The sequence below is a fragment of the Amycolatopsis sp. Poz14 genome (assembly GCF_006704225.1).
Lineage (GTDB): Bacteria > Actinomycetota > Actinomycetes > Mycobacteriales > Pseudonocardiaceae > Amycolatopsis > Amycolatopsis nivea.
In genome coordinates this window covers 6,887,715-6,906,236 of sequence record NZ_JACLHD010000001.1, presented here as the reverse complement: position 1 = coordinate 6,906,236, position 18,522 = coordinate 6,887,715, and the positions used below count along the sequence as shown (strand labels likewise).

Sequence of the window (18,522 nt, the reverse complement as noted above, 5' to 3'; positions counted from 1 at the left end):
CCCGCGCCAGGCGGGATCCGTTGGTGTGCCCGGAAGGTAGCGAACGACGATGACCGCCCAAGACAAATCGGCCGAACCGGATCCGGCTGCTGCTCTGCCCGCGTTGTTCGTCGAACAGGTGCGGCGGGCTCCGGATGGGGTTGCTGCGGGGGGTGGGGAGGCTCGGCGGCCGGACGCCGAAGCGGATTCGGGCGCCACCGTGCCGGGATTGTTCGCCGCTGAGGGGCGGCGGGTTTCGGATGGGGTTGCTGTGGGGGGTGGGGAGGCTCGGCGGCCGGACGCCGAAGCGGATTCGGGCGCCACCGTGCCGGGATCGTTCGCCGCTGAGGCGCGGCGGGTTTCGGACGGGGTTGCTGTGGAGGGTGCGGAGGCTCGGTTGGCTGATGTCGAGCCGGACTCGACCACCACCGTGCCTGGGCTGTTCGCTCCTCAGGTCCGGCGGGATCCGGACGGGGTTGCGGTGGAGGCTCGGTTGGCAGATGCCGAACCGGACCCGGCTGCCACGGTGCCCGGGCTGTTCGCCGGTCAGGTGGGGCGGGCTCCGGACGTGGTCGCCGTCGAGGGTGCGGAGGCCAGGTCGACTGACGACGAACAGGCAGCCAAGCGAGCCGCTCTGCCCGCGCCGTTCGCCGCTCAGGTGCGGGAGGCTCCGGATGCGCTTGCTGTGGAGGGTGGCGAGACCCGGTTCGCTGACGCCGAACCGGACTCGGCTGCCGCCCTGCCTGGGCCGTTCGCTGCTCAGGTGCGGCGGGCTCCGGACGGGGTTGCTGTGGAGGCTCGGTTGGCAGATGCCGAGCCGGATCCGGCCGCCACGGTGCCTGGGCCGTTCACTGCTCAGGTGCGGGAGGCTCCGGATGCGCTAGCTGTGGAGGGTACAGAGGCTCGGTTGGCTGACGCCGAACCGGACTCGGTTGCCACGGTGCCCGGGTTGTTCGCCGCTCAGGAGTGGCAGGATCCGGACGCGGTCGCCGGGGAGGCGCGGCTGGCTGACGCTGAAGCGGATCCGGCCGCCACCCTGCCCGCGTTGTTCGCTGCGAAGGTGCGGCAGGATCCGGACGCACTCGCCGTCGAGAGTGCGGAGACCCGCCTGACCTACGCCGAGCTGGCTGGCGAGGCAGGCAAGCTCGCCGCCTACCTGCTGCGGCTCGGGTTGCGTACGGAGGACCGGGTCGGGGTGCTGGCGGAGCGGTCGGCCGGGGTGGTCGTCGCGGCGTTGGCGGTGGTCATCGCGGGTGGGGCGTATGTGCCGCTCGATCGGCGGGCGCCGGACGGGCGGTTGCGGACGCTGCTGGGCGAGGCCGGGGTCACGGTGCTGCTGACTGACGACCCGATCCGGGCGGCGGAGGTCCACAGTGGACAGATCGTCGTGCTCGGGCGGGCGTTGCCGGAGGCGGAATTCCCCTCCGTGGCACTGCATCCGGACAATCTGGCGTATCTGATGCATACTTCCGGCTCGACTGGAACGCCCAAGGGGGTCGCGGTCCGGCATCGGGATGTTGTGGCGCTCGCGGCGGACCGGAGATTCGCTGGGGACGCGCATCGGCGGGTGTTGCTGCACTCGCCTGCGGCCTTCGACGCCTCCACGTACGAGATGTGGGTCCCGCTCTTGAACGGCGGGACCGTGGTGGTTGCGCCGCCCGGTGACCTCGACGTTGAGAGTCTCCGCGAAGTTCTGTCCCGGTTCGAGGTCGGTGTGATCTGGCTGACTGCGGGTCTCTTCCGGGTCGTCGCGCAGGAAGCGCCGGACTGTTTCCAGCGTGTGCGAGAGGTCTGGACCGGCGGCGACGTCGTCCCGCCCGCAGCGGTGCGGCGGGTGTTGCGGGCCTGCCCCGGCATCACGGTCGTTGACGGGTACGGTCCGACCGAGACCACCACCTTCATGACGGCCCACGCGGTCGAGTCGGCGGACGTCACGGCGATTCCGATCGGCCGCCCGCTGGACGGCGTGCGCGCGTATGTCCTGGACGATGCGTTGAATCCGGTCCCGACCGGCGAACTGTACCTGGCCGGCGCGGGGCTGGCGCGCGGCTACTGGGCACGTCCCGGGGCGACGGCGGAGAAGTTCGTCGCCGATCCCGTCGTGCCGGGCGAGCGGATGTACCGCACCGGCGACGTGGTCCGCTGGAACGACCAGGGCGAGCTGGAATTTCTCGGCCGCACCGACGACCAGGTCAAGATCCGCGGGTTCCGGGTGGAACTCGGCGAGATCGAATCTGTGCTGGCCGCGGACGACACGGTCGCGGAGGCCGTGGTCGTCGCGCGGCAGGACGGGCCGGGCACGAAGCGGCTGGTCGGCTACGTCGTGTTGGTGCCGGGCGCGCTGCGGAAGGACTTGAAAGCCGTTGTCGCGGCGGTGTTGCCGAGTTATCAGGTGCCGTCGGCGATTGTCGTGTTGGACGAGCTTCCGTTGAGTGCCAATGGAAAGGTCGATCGGAGAGCGCTGCCTGCGCCGTCGGCGGAGCCGGAAGGTGCCGAGCCAGGGACGGATACTGAACGCGCCGTTGCCGAGGTCGTCACGGAAGTGTTGGGCTTGGACCGGATCGGTGTCGAGGACGATTTCTTCGCCAGGGGCGGCGACTCCATTCTGGCTGTACAGGCGTTGTCCCGCTTGCGCCGGAGGTTCGGTGCGGATCTGTCGGCGCGGGCGCTCTTCGACGCGCCCACCGTGGCACAGCTCGCCCGACTGCTGGAAAGTGGTCCGCGAGCCGAGCAGGCGATTCCGGTGGCGTCGCCGAGGGAACTGCTTCCGCTGTCTCCGGCGCAGCGGCGGTTGTGGCTCCTCGACGAGATGACCGGCGGCAGCACCGAGTACAACACCGGCGTCGGGATCCGCCTGTCCGGCCCGCTCGACCTCGACAAGCTGCACGGGGCGCTGGCCTCGCTGTGCGCGCGGCACGAATCGCTGCGAACGACCTTCGATTCCATTGAGGGACAAGGAAAACAGCGGATAGCGCCAACCGGGGAAGTACCCTTGAGCATAGCGGATGCCGCCCCGGACGAAGACACACTGAAGGCTGAACTACGCGCACCGTTCGACCTCCGGACGGGTCCGCTGACCCGAGCCGTCCTGTTCCCGCTCGCCCCGGACGAGCACCTGCTTCTCCTGTGCCAGCACCACATCGTCACCGACGGCCGGTCGATCGCCGTGCTCACCGGCGAACTCCTCGACCTGTACGGCGGCGCGTCCCTGCCCCCGCTCCCGCTCGGCTACCAGGATTACACCCACTGGCGGCTGGCGTCCGAACGTCTCGACCAGCTCGGCTACTGGCGCGAAGCACTCGACGGCCTCGAACCCCTCGCACTGCCGACCGACCGTCCCCGGCCCCCGCAGCGCACCACCGAAGGCGCGGTGCACCGGCACGACCTGCCTGCAGAGTTGGTCCGCAGCATCGCGGAAGCGGGCCGCGCACAGGGTGCCACGCTGTTCATGACCCTGACCGCGGCCGTCCAGGTCGTCCTGGCTGCGTACAGCGGGCAGCGGGACATCGCGGTCGGCACCGCAGTGTCCGGGCGCGACCGGGCGGAACTGGAGCAGCTGACCGGGTTCTTCGTCAACACCCTCGTGCTGTGGTCCTCAGTGGACAGTGCGCAGCCGTTCGATCGCTTCCTGACCGAGTTCCGCGAAACCGTGCTGGCCGCTTTCGCGCATGGTGACGTCCCGTTCGACCGCATCGTGGAGGAAGTCCAACCCGAACGCGATCCGTCGCGGACGCCGTTGGTGCAGGCCGTCGTAGTGCTGCAACGCCCGTTGGTGGAAGAGCGTACGATCGCCGGGCTGCAGGTCAGCGAGTACGCCCTGCCACGTCCCTCGGCGCGTTTCGATCTCGTGGTCGAGTTCTGGCCGCAACCCGACGGCCTGCGCGTCACCGTCGAATACGCCACCGCGCTCTTCGACGCCGCCACCGTCGAACGGCTCACGCAGAGCCTGGAAGTCCTGCTCACCGGCATCGCCACCGACCCGGCACGGCCGATAGGCGACCTCCCGCTGCTCACCGCCGACGACCGTCGGTTCCTGCTCCCGGCACCCGCCGAAAGCACCCGCGCCGAAACGGTGCCGGAGCGGTTCGATCGATGCGCGGCACGCCAACTCGACCAGACCGCGGTCGTGAGCGGCGACATCCGACTGACCTATGCAGAACTGCAGAACCGGGCAAACGGCCTTGCCCAGCACCTGATCCGGCAAGGCGTCCGACCGGAGGAGCGGGTCGGCGTGCTGATGGACCGCTCGGCCGACCTCGTCGTGGCCGTGCTCGCGATCCTCAAGGCAGGCGCGGTCTACCTTCCGCTGGACCTGCGCGCCCCGGCCGATCGCCTGCGCCGCGTACTTGACGGAGTGTCGCTGGTGCTCACCGATCGCACCTGGCACGACACTGCGGCAACCGTCCACAAAGGAACGTCCTTGGTCGTGGCGGATGTGGACGGACCAGCCCCGGAAATCACGCTGAGCCCCCAGAATCTGGCCTACGTCGAGTACACCTCAGGCTCCACCGGCGTCCCCAAGGGCGTAGCAGTACGCCATGCGGACGTCACGGCACTCGCGACCGATCCGCGCTTCGCCGGCCACGAGCGCGTCCTGCTGCATTCCCCGCTCGCCTTCGACGCCTCGACCTACGAGCTGTGGGTGCCGCTGCTCAACGGCGGCACCGTGATCGTCGCGCCGCCCGGCGACCTGGACGCCGACGCGATCCAGCAGCTAGTCACGAAGCATGACATCACCGCACTCTGGCTGACCGCGGGCCTGTTCCGGCTCTTCGCCGAGGAGACGCCCGAGTGCTTCGCCGGACTCCGCGAGGTCTGGACCGGCGGCGACGTCGTGCCCCCGCCCGCCGTGCGAAGGGTCCTCGACCGCTGCCCGGGGATCGCGGTCGTGGACGGCTACGGCCCGACCGAAACCACCACCTTCGCCACCTCGTTCCGGATGTCGGCCGAGGTCCCGGACGTGATCCCGATCGGAACGCCGCTGCGGGACGTCCGGATCCACGTCGTCGACGACCGGTTCCGCCTGCTGCCGCGCGGCGCGGCCGGCGAGGTCTGCATCGCTGGTGCCGGGCTCGCACGCGGGTACTTCGGGCAGGCGGGTCTGACTGCGGAGCGGTTCGTCGCCGACCCGTTCGGCGAGCCCGGCTCCAGGATGTACCGGACCGGCGACCTGGGCCGATCGCGCACTGACGGGACGCTCGAGTTCCTCGGCCGCGTGGACGAGCAGGTCAAGATCCGCGGCTTCCGGGTCGAACCGGCCGAGGTCGAACGCGCCCTGGCCGCCGAAGAAGGGGTGGCGCAGGCGTTCGTGACGATCCGGGCGACCGGCGGACGCAAGCAACTGGTCGGCTACGTGGTCCCGGCGAACATCGACACCGAAGCACTCCGCCGGGCCGTCGCGCGCACGCTGCCGGACTACATGGTGCCGTCAGTACTCGTCCCGCTGGCCGAGCTGCCGCTCACCGCCAATGGCAAGGTCGACCGCCGCGCGCTGCCGGAGCCGCAGGTCGCCAGCGAGCAGAAGGTGGCCCCGCGCACCGCACGGGAAGCCGTTCTCGCCGGGATCTGGGCGGACGTGCTCGGCCTCGACCGCGTCGGCGTGGACGACAACTTCTTCGCCCTCGGCGGCGATTCGATCCTGAGCATCCAGGTGAGTTCCCGGGCCCGGCAAGCGGGACTCAGCGTGACCACCGCCGACCTCTTCCGCCACCAGACCATCGCCGCGCTCGCCCCGGCCGTCAGCGAAGCCGCGGCGATCCCGGAACGCGGCCCGGAAAGCGGCGACGTCGTCCTCACCCCGATCCAGCACTGGTTCTTCGGCCTGGACGCGGACCGCTTCGACCAGACGATCGCCGTCGAACTGCCCGCCGACGTCGACTTGACCGCGCTGATCCGCGCGCTGGCCGCGTTGTCCGAACGGCACGACGCGCTGCGGATGCGGTTCAGCCACGACCGCGAGGCCTGGCACCAGTACAACGCCCCGGCCGGCGGAGGGCACACGCTGCTGCGCTGGTCGCTGACTGGCGAGCCGCGGACGCTGCACCTGGCCGCGCACCACCTGGTGGTCGACGGCGTGTCGTGGCGGTTGCTGCTCGAAGACCTCGACCGCGCTTACCAGCAGGCCGTGCGCGAGGAACCGATCGACCTCGGCCCGCGGACGACGTCCTACCGCGAGTGGGCGAACAGGCTGGCCGAGCACGCGGCAGCGGGCGGCTTCGACGACGAACTCGCGCACTGGTGGGAGCTGCCCACGCCGACCCCGCTCCCGGTCGACGGCCCGGCGGAGAACACCTTCGGCCGCGCCCGCGTCGTCACCGCCCGGCTCACCGCCGACGAGACGCGCGCGTTGCTGCGCGAGGTGCCGCAGGCGTACCGGACACAGGTCAACGACGTGCTGCTGGCCGCGCTGGGCCGGGTGCTGGGGGACTGGACCGGGCACCGGCCGGTGATCGACCTCGAAGGCCACGGCCGCGAGGAGCTGTTCGACGGGGTCGACCTGTCGCGGACGGTCGGCTGGTTCACCAGCATCTTCCCGGTAGCGCTGGACGTTCCGGGCGGCTGGGGCGCGGCGCTCAAAGCGGTCAAGGAGCAGCTGCGCGCGGTGCCGCGCCGGGGGATCGGCTACGGCGCGCTGCGGTATCTCGCCGGGTCCGCGCCGGTGATCGAACCGCAGGTGAGCTTCAACTATCTCGGCCAGTTCGACCTGCCCCGCGGCCTGACCCTGCACCGGGAACTCGCGCTGGACGTCTCGCCGGAGACGGTCCGTCCGCACCTGCTGGAGGTGGTCGGTCGCGTCGAGGGCGGTGAGCTGGAGCTGGCTTGGCATTACGCCGAAGGCGTCCACGAGGAATCCACTGTGGACCGGCTGGCGGCGGCGATGGCCGAAGCGCTGCGCGAGATTATCCGGCATTGCGCGGAGCCGGAAGCGGGCGGGCGGACGCCGTCAGACTTCCCGCTGGTGGCAATCGAGCAATCCACAGTGGACGCACTGGTCGGCGACGGCCGGGACGTCGAGGACATTTACCCGCTGACGCCGATGCAGGCGGGGATGGTGTTCCACGACCTCGCCCAGCCCGGCGACCGCGTCTACTTTGAACAGGTTTCGTTCACTGTGGACGATGTGCCCGATCCGCAACGGCTCGGCGAGGCTTGGCGACGGATTGTCGAGCGGACCCCGATCCTGCGCAGCCGGATCGTGTGGGACGGCGTTCCTCAGCCGCTGCAGATCGTGCACCGTAAGGTCGAACTGCCAGTGTCCTATCTGGACTGGTCCACTGTGGATGCCGAGGAAGCGCTGAAGCGGCTTCTGGCACAGGACCTTGCGGAGGGATTCGATCTCGCCCGAGCCCCGCTCGCCCGGCTGGTGATCGCGAAGGAATCCGCCACCCGGGTGCGGGTGCTCTGGACCTTCCACCACGTCCTCCTCGACGGCTGGAGCGTCTTCGGCATTCTCTCCGACGTCGTCGCCCTGCTGCGCGGCGAAGAACCGCCCGTCCGGCCGCCTTTCCGCGACTACGCGGCCTGGCTCGCCGCCCAGGACGACGAGCGCGCCGAGGCATACTGGCGAGCTGAACTCGCCGGGGTCGCACCGACTCCGTTGCCGCTCGAACGCCCCGCCGCCCGCACGCACACATCGAGTTCGACCGGCCGGATCCCGGTGGAACTGGACGACGAGACGTCCGCCGCCGTGTACGCCTTCGCGCGGCGGAACCGGCTGACGGTCAACACCGTCGTCCAAGGCGCGTGGGCCGCGTTGCTGGCGCGCTACAGCGGCGAAACCGAGGTGTGCTTCGGCGCGACGGTGTCCGGCCGTCCAGCGGAATTGCCTGGCGCGGACGACATCCCCGGCATCTTCATCAACACGCTGCCGGTGCGCGTCCGGCTCGACGGCACCCGCGCGGTCACGGACTGGTTGCGCGATCTCCAAGCGGCGCAAGCGGAATCGCGCCGCTTCGGGCACGTCGGCCTGACGAAACTGCAAGCGTGGAGCGGCGGCGGGAGCCTGTTCGACAACATCGTCGTCTTCGAGAACTACCCGATCGACGAGGTCTCCGAACTGCGCGACGTCCGTGCGGCCGAACGGACCAGTTACCCGCTGGGCGTCGTCGCCTACCCCGGACGGAAGCTGTCGCTCATTCTCACGCACGACCCGGAGCGGATCGGAGGCCCGGCGGCGGCGAGGCTCGCGGCGCACCTCGAAGCACTGGTCCGGGGCATGGTCGCGGCCCCGCACGAGCCGGTGTCCCGGGTGCCGATGCTCTCCGAGACCGAGATCAAGCACCTGCTCGCCGAGCGGAACGAGACGGCCCGCCCGCTCCCGGCCAAGGCGGTGCCCGAGCTGTTCGAGGCCCAGGTCCGGCGGACTCCGGACGCCGTTGCGCTGGTGACGGACGACGAGCAGATCACCTACCGCGAACTCGACGTCCGCGCGAACCGGCTGGCCCACCGGCTGATCGCCGCCGGAGTACAGGCCGAGGACCGGGTTGCCGTCCTGATGAACCGCTCGCCGGAACTCGTCGTCGCGGAACTCGCGATCGTCAAGGCCGGTGGGGCTTACCTGCCGCTGGACCTGCGCGCCCCGGCCGACCGGCTGCGCCTGCTCCTGCACGAGGCCGAGGCAACCGTCCTCCTGGCCGACGCGGCGTGGTTGGCGACCGCCGAAGACGTCCACACCGGCACCATCCTCACCGGCGAGAGCAGCGCCCCCGACACGCCGCCGGACGTCCGGGTCGACCCCGAACAACTCGCCTACGTCATCTACACGTCCGGTTCGACCGGCCGTCCGAAGGGCGTTTCGGCGCGGCATTGCGACGTCGTGGCGCTCACGCTCGACCAGCGCTTCGCCCGCCACGACCGGATTCTGCTGCACTCGCAACAGGCCTTCGACGCCGCGACCTACGAGCTGTGGGTGCCGCTGCTCAACGGCGGCACGGTCGTGCTGGCCCCGCCGGGAGACGTGGACGTCGAGACGCTCGGCCGCTCGCTCACCACGCACGGCGTGACCGGCGCGTTCCTCACCACCGGCCTGTTCCGCCTGGTCGCGCAGGAATCGCCGGAGGTCTTCGCGGGCGTGCGCGAAGTCTGGACCGGCGGCGACGCCGTCCCCGCGGCCGCGCTGCGCCGGGTCCAGGCGGCCTGCCCGGACACCCTGGTCGCCGACGTCTACGGCCCCACCGAGACCACGACGTTCGCGACCGTGCACCCGCTGCCCGGCGACGTCCCGGACGTCGTCCCGATCGGCGGTCCGCTCGACCACACCCGCGTGTACGTCCTCGACGACGACCTCCGGCTCGTCCCGCCCGGCGCGCCCGGCGAACTGCACATCGCCGGCGCGGGCCTGGCGCGCGGTTACCTCGGGCGGTCCGGGCTGACCGCGGACCGGTTCGTCGCGGATCCGTTCGGCCCGCCGGGGGAGCGGATGTACCGCACTGGCGACCTCGTCCGCTGGAACGACGAAGGCGCGCTCGAGTTCGTCGGCCGGGCCGACGAGCAGGTCAAGATCCGCGGGTTCCGGGTCGAACCGAGCGAAATCGAGGCCGCGCTCGGCGAGCATCCCGGCGTCGAACAGGCCGCTGTGCTGGCCCGCGAGGACGGCGGCGTGAAGCGGCTGGTCGCCTACATCGTCGGCGAGACCGACGGCCTGGCGGAATTCCTCGGCCGGACGCTGCCGGACTATATGGTGCCCGCCGCGTTCGTCCGGCTGGAGCGATTCCCGGTGAACGTCAACGGGAAGCTCGACCGGCAGGCGCTGCCCACTCCCGAATTCGGCGCGCGGGACCACGTCGCGCCGCGGACCGAGCGCGAACGCGCCATCGCCGAGATCTGGGCCGACGTGCTCGGCGTCGAACGCGTCGGCGCGACCGACGATTTCTTCGAGCTCGGCGGCGATTCGATCCTCAGCATGCAGGTCGTCTCCCGCGCCCGCCGGGCCGGACTGGAACTGCAGCCCGGCGACCTGTTCGCCCACCGGACCCCGGCCGCGCTCGCCGCGGCGGCCCGCACCACGACGACGGCGGTCGAGCGCGGCCCGGTCCACGGCCCGGTGCCGCTCACGCCGATCCAGCGCTGGTTCTTCGCGACGCAAACCGCCGAACCGGACCACTTCCATCAGTTCGTCCACTTGGGAACGCTCGATGCGGACGCGGCGCGCGCGGCCGTCGAGGCCCTGCTGACCCACCACGACGCGCTCCGGATGCGCTTCGCCCGCGGCGAAACGCACTGGCTTCAGGAGAACGGCCCGGTCGGCGCCGAGGCACCGCTGGTCCGGTTCGAGCAGGACCGGCTGTCCGTGCACCACCTCGTGGTCGACAGCGTCTCGTGGCGCGTGCTCCTCGAGGACTTCGAGCGCGCCTACGACCAGGTGCGGGAAGGCAAACCAATCGACCTCGGCTCGCGCACGACGTCCTTCCGCGACTGGGCGATCCGCCTCTCGGAGCACGCTGCCGAGGGCGGGTTCGACGACGAACTCGGCTACTGGCGCGGCGTTTCCGGTCGGACCACGGTGCCGGTCGACGGCCGAGGCGACGCGACCAACGCTTCCCTGCGCTCCGTGACCGTCCGGCTGTCGGCGGCGGAGACCGGGGCGCTGCTGCGAGACGTCCCGAAGGCGTATCGCACGCAGGTCAACGACGTGCTGCTCACCGCCCTCGGCCGCGTCCTGCGCGACTGGACCGGCGGGACCGCGGTGGTCGACCTGGAGGGCCACGGCCGCGAGGACCTGTTCGACGACGTCGACTTGTCCCGGACGGTCGGCTGGTTCACCACGGTCTTCCCGGTGGCGCTGGACGTCCCGGACGACTGGGGCACGGCGCTCAAGTCCGTCAAGGAACAACTGCGCGCAGTGCCGCGACGAGGGATCGGTTACGGCGCACTGCGCTACCTGACCGGGACCGCGCCGGAAATTGACCCGCAGGTGAGCTTCAACTATCTCGGCCAGTTCGGTTCCGGCCGTCTCGAATCCGACGAAAGTCCGCGCTCGGCTCGCGCGCACCTGCTCGATGTCGTCGGCCGCGTCGAATCCGGCCAACTGGAATTGACCTGGTATTACGCCGAAGGAATCCACAAAGAATCCACTATGGACACGCTCGCCGCCGCGATGACGAGCGCGCTGCGCGAGATCATCCGGCACTGCGCCGAGCCGGGCGCGGGCGGCCGGACGCCGTCGGACTTCCCGCTCGCCGCCCTCGACCAATCCACTGTGGACGAACTGGTCGGCGACGGCCGCGAAATCGAGGACGTCTACCCGCTGACACCCATGCAGTCCGGGATGGTGTTCCACGCGCTGTCCCAGCCCGGCGAACGGGTCTACTTCCAGCAAGTCGGGTTTGTGCTGGACGGCGTCGAGGACTTGGCCGCGCTGGAACGGGCGTGGCAGCGAGTGGTCGACCGGACGCCGGTGCTGCGGACGCGGATCGCCTGGGAGGGCGTGCCCGAACCGGTCCAGGTCGTCCAGCGGCAGGTCCCGGTCCCGATCGCCCGGCACGACTGGCGGGGCCGCACCCCGGACGAACGCGACCAGGCGTGGCAGGGCCTGCTGGCCGCCGACCGGGCCCAAGGGCTCGATTTCACCGAAATGCCGTTGCTACGGCTGGCTTTCGCACGGTTGTCGGACACCGAGGTCCGTGTGCTGTGGACATTCCATCACGTCCTGCTCGACGGCTGGAGCGTCTTCGGCGTGCTGTCCGATGTCTTCGCCGCGTACTCCGGTGCGGAGTCGCCCGAGCGCCCGCCCTTCCGCGACTATGTTGCCTGGCTGGACCGGCAGGACGACGCGGCCGCCGAGGAACACTGGCGGCGCGAACTCGGCAGCCTCGTCGCTCCCGCCCGGCTGCCGTACGACCGGGCTCCGGCGCAGGCGCACACGAGCCGGTCGTCGGAATGGCTGCGCGTGCCGGTCGAAAACTCGGGACGGCTGCGTGACTTCGCGCGCCGGGCCGGTCTCACGCTCAATACCGTTCTGCAGGGCGCGTGGGCGCTGGTGCTGGCGAGGCTCAGCGGCGAGCGCGACGTCTGCTTCGGCACCACGGTTTCCGGGCGTCCGGTCGACCTTCCCGGCGCGGACGACATCACCGGCATCTTCATCAACACCCTGCCCGTGCGGACCACCGTGACCGGGGCCGACGTATCCGAGTGGCTGGCTGAGTTGCAGGCCGGACAAGTCGAATCCCGTCGTTACGGCCACCTTCCGCTGACGAAGCTGCAGGCGTGGAGTGGTTGCGGCGGAAGCCTTTTCGACAGCATCGTGGTGTTCGAGAACTACCCCATCGACCAGGCGTCGACGCCCGGGCTGCGGCTGCGGGACGTCGACGCGGCCGAGACGACGAACTATCCGATCAGCATCGTCGCGTCGCCGGGGGAGCAGCTGACCCTCGACATCGGCTACGACCCCGACCTGTTCGACCCCGAGACCGCCGAGCGGATCACCCGTCAGCTCCTCGCCGTTCTCGACGCCTTCAGCGCGGGCCCGGGACCGCTGGAAGACATCGACCTCCTCACCCCGACGGAGCGCCACCGGGTGCTGGTCGAGTGGAACGACACTGCCCAGCCGTTCCCGGACGACGACCTGACCGAATTGTTCGCCGAGCAGGTCCGGCAAGCACCGGAAGCGGTCGCGGTGGCGGGCGACGGGATCCGCCTGACCTACGCGGAGCTGGACCGGCAATCCGACCGCCTCGCCCGCTACCTGGTTTCGCTGGGCGCGGGGCCGGAAACGCTCGTCGGCGTGCTGATGGACCGTTCGCCCGGGCTGATCGTCGCCGAGCTGGCGATCGTCAAAGCCGGTGCGGCCTACCTGCCGCTCGACACCCGCGCGCCCGAACCCCGGCTCAAAACCCTCCTGTCCGGCGTGAAGATCCTGGTCACCGACGACAAATGGCGTGATACCGCAGCTAAGGTCCACAGTGGACCCACAGTCGTGCCCGGCGAGCGCACCGCGGCGGTAAAGCTCCCGAAGGCAGACCCGGCGAACCTGGCGTACGTCATGTACACCTCGGGGTCGACCGGAAAGCCGAAGGGCGTCGCACCCACCCGCCGCGACATCGTGGCGCTCACGGCCGACCGGCGTTTCGCCGGGCACCGCCGGGTGTTGCTGCACGCGTCGCAGGCTTTCGACGCTTCGACGTACGAACTCTGGGTGCCGCTGCTCAACGGCGGCACGGTCGTCGTCGCCCCGCCCGGAGACCTCGATCTGGACACCATCGGCCGCTTGTTCGCCGAGCACCGGGTCGACGCCGCCTTCCTCACCACCGGCCTGTTCCGGCTCGTGGCCCGGGAAGCCCCGGAGATCTTCCGCGGCCTGAAGGAGGTCTGGGCCGGTGGCGACGCGGTCCCGTCGGCTGCCGTGCGGCGCGTGCGGGAAACCTGCCCGGACACGACCGTCCTGGACGTCTACGGCCCGACCGAGACCACGACGTTCGCTCTGGCGCATCCGGTCCTCGGCCCGGTCCCGGACGTGGTGCCGATCGGGAAGCCGCTGGACAACACCCGCGCCTACGTCCTCGGCCCGGATCTGCGGCCGGTGCCGCCGGGCGCGCTCGGCGAACTCCACCTCGCCGGCGCGGGCTTGGCGCGCGGCTACTACGGCGCTCCCGGCCTGACCGCCGAACGGTTCCTGCCCGACCCGTTCGGGCCGCCGGGGGAGCGGATGTACCGCACCGGCGACCTCGTCCGCTGGACCGCGCGGGGCGAACTGGACTTCGCCGGCCGGGTGGACGAGCAGGTCAAGATCCGCGGCTTCCGCATCGAACCCGGCGAGGTCGAGGCCGCGCTCGCCGCGCACCCCGGCATCTCGCAGGCCGCCGTGCTGGCCCGCGAGGATCACGGCGTCAAGCGGCTCGTCGCCTACTACCTCGGCGAAGCGGACGAACTGCCCGCGTTCCTCGGCCGGACCTTGCCGGACTATATGGTCCCGGCTGCGTTCGTCCGACTGGACCGATTGCCCTTGAATCGCAACGGAAAACTCGACCGGAACGCTCTGCCCGCCCCCGACTTCGCCGCGACCGGCACCCGCACCGCCCCGGCGACGGAAGCCGAACGGGTCCTGGCCGGGATCTGGTCGGAGGTGCTCGGCGTCGAGGACGTCGGGGCCGAGACGAACTTCTTCGAACTCGGCGGCGATTCGATTCTCAGCATCCAGGTCGTCTCCCGGGCCCGTCGCGCCGGGCTGATCCTGTTGCCGCACGAGGTGTTCCGGCATCCGACGCTGGCCGCGCTCGCCGCGCACGCCGGCGGGGACCGCAGGCCGAAGGCCGAGCAAGGACCGGTCGTGGGCGAAGCGCCGCTCACGCCGATCCAGCGCTGGTACTTCGAGACCCAGCCGGAGCGGTTCGACCAGCGGGTCGTCCTGGAATTCGCCGAGGACGTCGACGAGCCCGCGCTGCGCCGGGCGCTCGCCACGGTCTGGGCCCACCACGACGCCCTGCGCCTGCGGTTCGGCCAAACTCAGCACAGCGACCCGCCCGGCCCGGCGGACCTGCTCGTCGGCGAGCCCGTCTTCGATGTCCGACACGGCCCGCTGGTGAACGCGGTCCTCGACGGACGACGGCTGCTGCTGGCCGTGCACCACCTGGTCATCGACGGCGTCTCGTGGCGGATTCTCCTGGAGGACCTGGAAACCGCCTATCGAGGCGAAGAGCTGGAACCGAAGACGACGTCGTTCCTCGCCTGGGCCCGGCGGCTCGCCGAACACGCCGAGGCAGGCGGTTTCGACGACGAACTCGCCCACTGGCAGTCTCTCCCGCCGGTCGCGCCGGGTGCCCCGGGCCTCATCGCCGACACCCGCGAGGTCACCGTGCGCCTCACCGCCGAGGAAACCAGGGCGCTGCTGCAGGACGTCCCCGAGGTCTACCGGACGCAGGTCAACGACGTGCTGCTGACCGCGCTGGGCCGCGTCCTCAGGGACTGGACCGGCGAAATCGCGGTGATCGACCTGGAGGGCCACGGCCGCGAGGACCTGTTCGAGGGGGTCGACCTGTCCCGGACGGTCGGCTGGTTCACCAGCATGTTCCCGGTCGCGCTGGACGTCCCGGACGAATGGGGCCCCGCGCTGAAGTCGGTCAAGGAACAGCTGCGCGCGATCCCGCGGCGAGGCATCGGTTACGGCGCACTGCGCTACCTGACCGGCACGGCCCCGGCGATCGACCCGCAGGTGAGCTTCAACTACCTCGGCCAGTTCAGCGCGACCGAAGGCGGGCTGTTCCGCGTCGGCAGCCTGGACGCCGACGTCGACCCGGAAGCACCTCGCACCCACGTGCTCGACGTCGTCGGCCGGGTCGAAGCAGGCGAGCTGGAACTGACCTGGTCGCACGCCACCGCCGGGGACACCGTCGAAACCCTGGCCGAGCAGATGCTGTCGGCGCTGCGGGAAATCATCGCGCACTGCGCCGAGCCGGACGCGGGCGGACGCACCCCGTCCGACTTCCCGCTCGCCGCGCTCGACCAGGCAGGAGTGGACCGGCTCGTCGCGGGACGGGCGGTCGAGGACATCTATCCGCTGACGCCGATGCAGGGCGGAATGGTCTTCCACGGACTGTCCCAGACCGCGCAAGGCATGTACTTCGAGCAGGCGACCTTCGTGCTCGAAGGAGTCACCGATCCGCAGCGGCTCGGCGAGGCGTGGCAGCAGGTCGTCGACCGCACGCCGGTCCTGCGCACGTCGTTCGTTTGGACCGGCGTGGACGAGCCGGTCCAGGTCGTGCACCGCGAAGCCGAACTGCCGGTCCGGCACCTCGACTGGACCGAGCTGGACACCCACGACGCGGAGCTGGCACGGCTGCTCGCCGAAGACCGCGCGGAGGGCCTGGACCTGGCCGTCGCGCCGCTGGCCCGCATCACGCTCGCCCGGCTGTCCGACACAGAAGTCCTGGTGCTGTGGACGTTCCACCACGTCCTCCTCGACGGCTGGAGCGTCTTCCAAGTGCTCTCGGACGTCTGCACCGCCTACGCCGGACAGCCGCTGCCGTCCCGTCCGCCGTTCCGCGACTACCTCGCCTGGCTGGGCGAGCACGACCAGGCCGCGGCCGAAGAGTTCTGGCGCACCGCGCTCGCCGGGATCGAAGGCCCGACGCAGCTGCCGACCGACCGGACCCCGCCGTCCGGCCACGCCCCGTGCTCGGCCGAGTGGCTGCCCGTGCACCTGGACCGCGCCGCCACCGCCCGGCTGGACGCGTTCGTCAAACGCCACGGCCTCACGCACAACGTCGTGCTGCAGGGAGCGTGGGCGCTGCTGCTGTCGGTCTACAGTGGACAGAACGACGTCGTGTTCGGGGCGACCGCGTCCAGCCGCCCGGCCGAAGTGTCCGGGGTGGACGACATTCCGGGCATCTTCATCAACACCCTGCCGGTGCGGGTCGCGGTGGACCGCGGCCGTCCCGTCGCGGAGTGGCTCGCCCAGTTGCAGGCAGCGCAGGCGGAAGCACGCGGGCACGGGCACGTCCCGCTGGCGCGCGTCCAGGGCTGGGCGGGCCTGCCCGGCGGGGTGAACCTGTGCGACAGCCTCGTGGTGTTCGAGAACTACCCGATCACTGGTGCGGCGGCGGGCCACGGCCTGACCGTGCGCGACCTCTCCGCGCGGGAGACGACGAACTTCCCGATCACCGTCGTCGCCTCGCCCGGTTCGGAGCTGACGGTGGATGTTGGCTACGACCCGGCGCTCTTCGACTCCGCGACGGTGACCAGCCTGGCGGCGCGGCTGCTGGAAATCCTCAGCGGCCTGACCGTGGACGGCACCCGGACGCTCGGCGCTGTCCCGGTCATGACCGCGGCCGAAACCCACCTCCTCGCCGAACGAGCGGCGACCTGCGGCCCGCCCGAACCCCGGTCGCTGCCGGATTTGTTCGCCGAGCAGGTCCGTCTCCGGCCGAACGCGCTCGCGGCCGTCCTCGACGGCGAACCGGTCACGTACGCCGAGCTGAACCGGCGGGCCAACCGCCTGGCGAACCGGCTGGCCGGGCTCGGGCTGCGGCCGGAGGAACCGGTCGGGCTCGCCGTGGACCACGCGGCCGCGGTGATCGCCGAACTGGCCGTGGTCAAGGCGGGCGGCGCTTATCTGCCGATCGACGCGCGCGCTCCGCTCGAGCGGCAACGGATGCTGCTCGACGGCGTCCGGTTCATCGTTGCTGCGGAAGAACATCCGCTCGGTCAGACCGTGCTGCTGTCCTCTGTGGACGATGAGCCGGACAGCGACCCGGAGCTTGGCACAGACCCGGATCAGGCGGCCTGCGTGATGTACACGTCCGGCTCCTCCGGGGTGCCGAAGGGCGTGGTGGTGCGCCACCGCGACATCGCGGCGCTGGCCGCCGACCACCGGTTCCGCGGCGGCGCGCACGAACGGGTCCTGCTGCATTCGCCGCTCGCGTTCGACGCCTCGACCTACGAGCTGTGGGTGCCGCTGCTCACCGGCGGCTGGGTCGTCACCAGCCCGGACACCGCCCTCGACGCGCCGCTGCTGCGCGGGCTCGTCCGCGAGCACGGCCTGACCTCGGTCTGGGTCACCGCGGGGCTGTTCCGGATCCTCGCCCAGGAAACGCCGGAGTGCTTCGCCGGCCTGCGCGAGGTCTGGACCGGCGGCGACGTCGTCCCGGCCGAAGCGGTGCGGCGGGTGCTGGCAGCGTGTCCCGGGCTGCGGGTCGTCGACGGCTACGGCCCGACCGAGACGACCGTGTTCGCCACCGCCTATCCGATGGACGCGCCGCCGCCGGACCGGATCCCGATCGGCCGTCCGCTCGACGGCGCCCGCGTCCGGGTGCTCGACGCGGACCTGCGCCCGGTGCCGCCCGGCGTGCCCGGCGAACTGTGCCTGGCCGGCGCGGGCCTGGCCCGGGGCTACCGGGACCGGCCGGGGCTGACCGCGGACCGGTTCGTCGCCGACCCGGAAGGCCCGCCGGGGGAGCGGATGTACCGCACCGGCGACGTCGTCCGCTGGCGGCCCGACGGCGCCCTGGAATTCCTCGGCCGCCGCGACGACCAGGTCAAACTGCGCGGGTTCCGGGCCGAACCGGGCGAGGTCGAGGCCGCGCTGGCCCGGCATCCGGACGTCGCGCAGGCCGCGGTGCTCGTCCGGGAGGACCAGCCGGGCGCGAAGCGGCTGGTCGCGTACGTCGTGTCGGCGGCCGGAGAAGAAGCGCTCCGGGAGTTCCTTGCCCGGTCGCTGCCGGACTACCTGGTGCCGTCGGTGTTCGTCGCGCTCGACCGGCTTCCGGTGAGCGCCAACGGAAAACTCGACCGGCGTGCGCTGCCCGTCCCGCGGGCGGCGGAGGCCGGGCACGTCGAACCGGCGACCGAGACCGAGCGCGCGCTCGCCGGGATCTGGGCCGAGGTGCTCGGCGCGGACCGCGTCGGCACGCAGGACAATTTCTTCTCCCTCGGCGGGGATTCGCTGCGCAGCCTGCAGATTTCCGCCCAAGCCAGCGCGCTCTTCGACGTCCGGCTCACCCCGGCCGACGTGATGGCCGCGCGCACCGTCGCGGCGCTGGCCGAAACCGTCGAAGACCTCGTGCTGAGCGAGCTGGAACGGCTTGCCGCAGAACTGGAATCGTGAGGACTCCC

The 18,522-nt window shown here is 71.2% G+C and carries 1 protein-coding gene; it reads left to right on the top strand.

What is annotated here, in order from left to right; translation table 11 throughout:
- Nucleotides 1-49: 49 nt before the first annotated feature.
- Nucleotides 50-18,514: a non-ribosomal peptide synthase/polyketide synthase gene (locus FKO37_RS32050; RefSeq protein WP_238606947.1), complete on the top strand. Its 18,465-nt coding sequence runs from the start codon at nt 50-52 to the stop codon at nt 18,512-18,514.
- Nucleotides 18,515-18,522: the final 8 nt, after the last annotated feature.

Bases quoted from the DNA above. Each gene is read 5' to 3' on its own strand.
- FKO37_RS32050 (WP_238606947.1), top strand. From the start codon at position 50: ATGACCGCCCAAGACAAATCGGCCGAACCGGATCCGGCTGCTGCTCTG.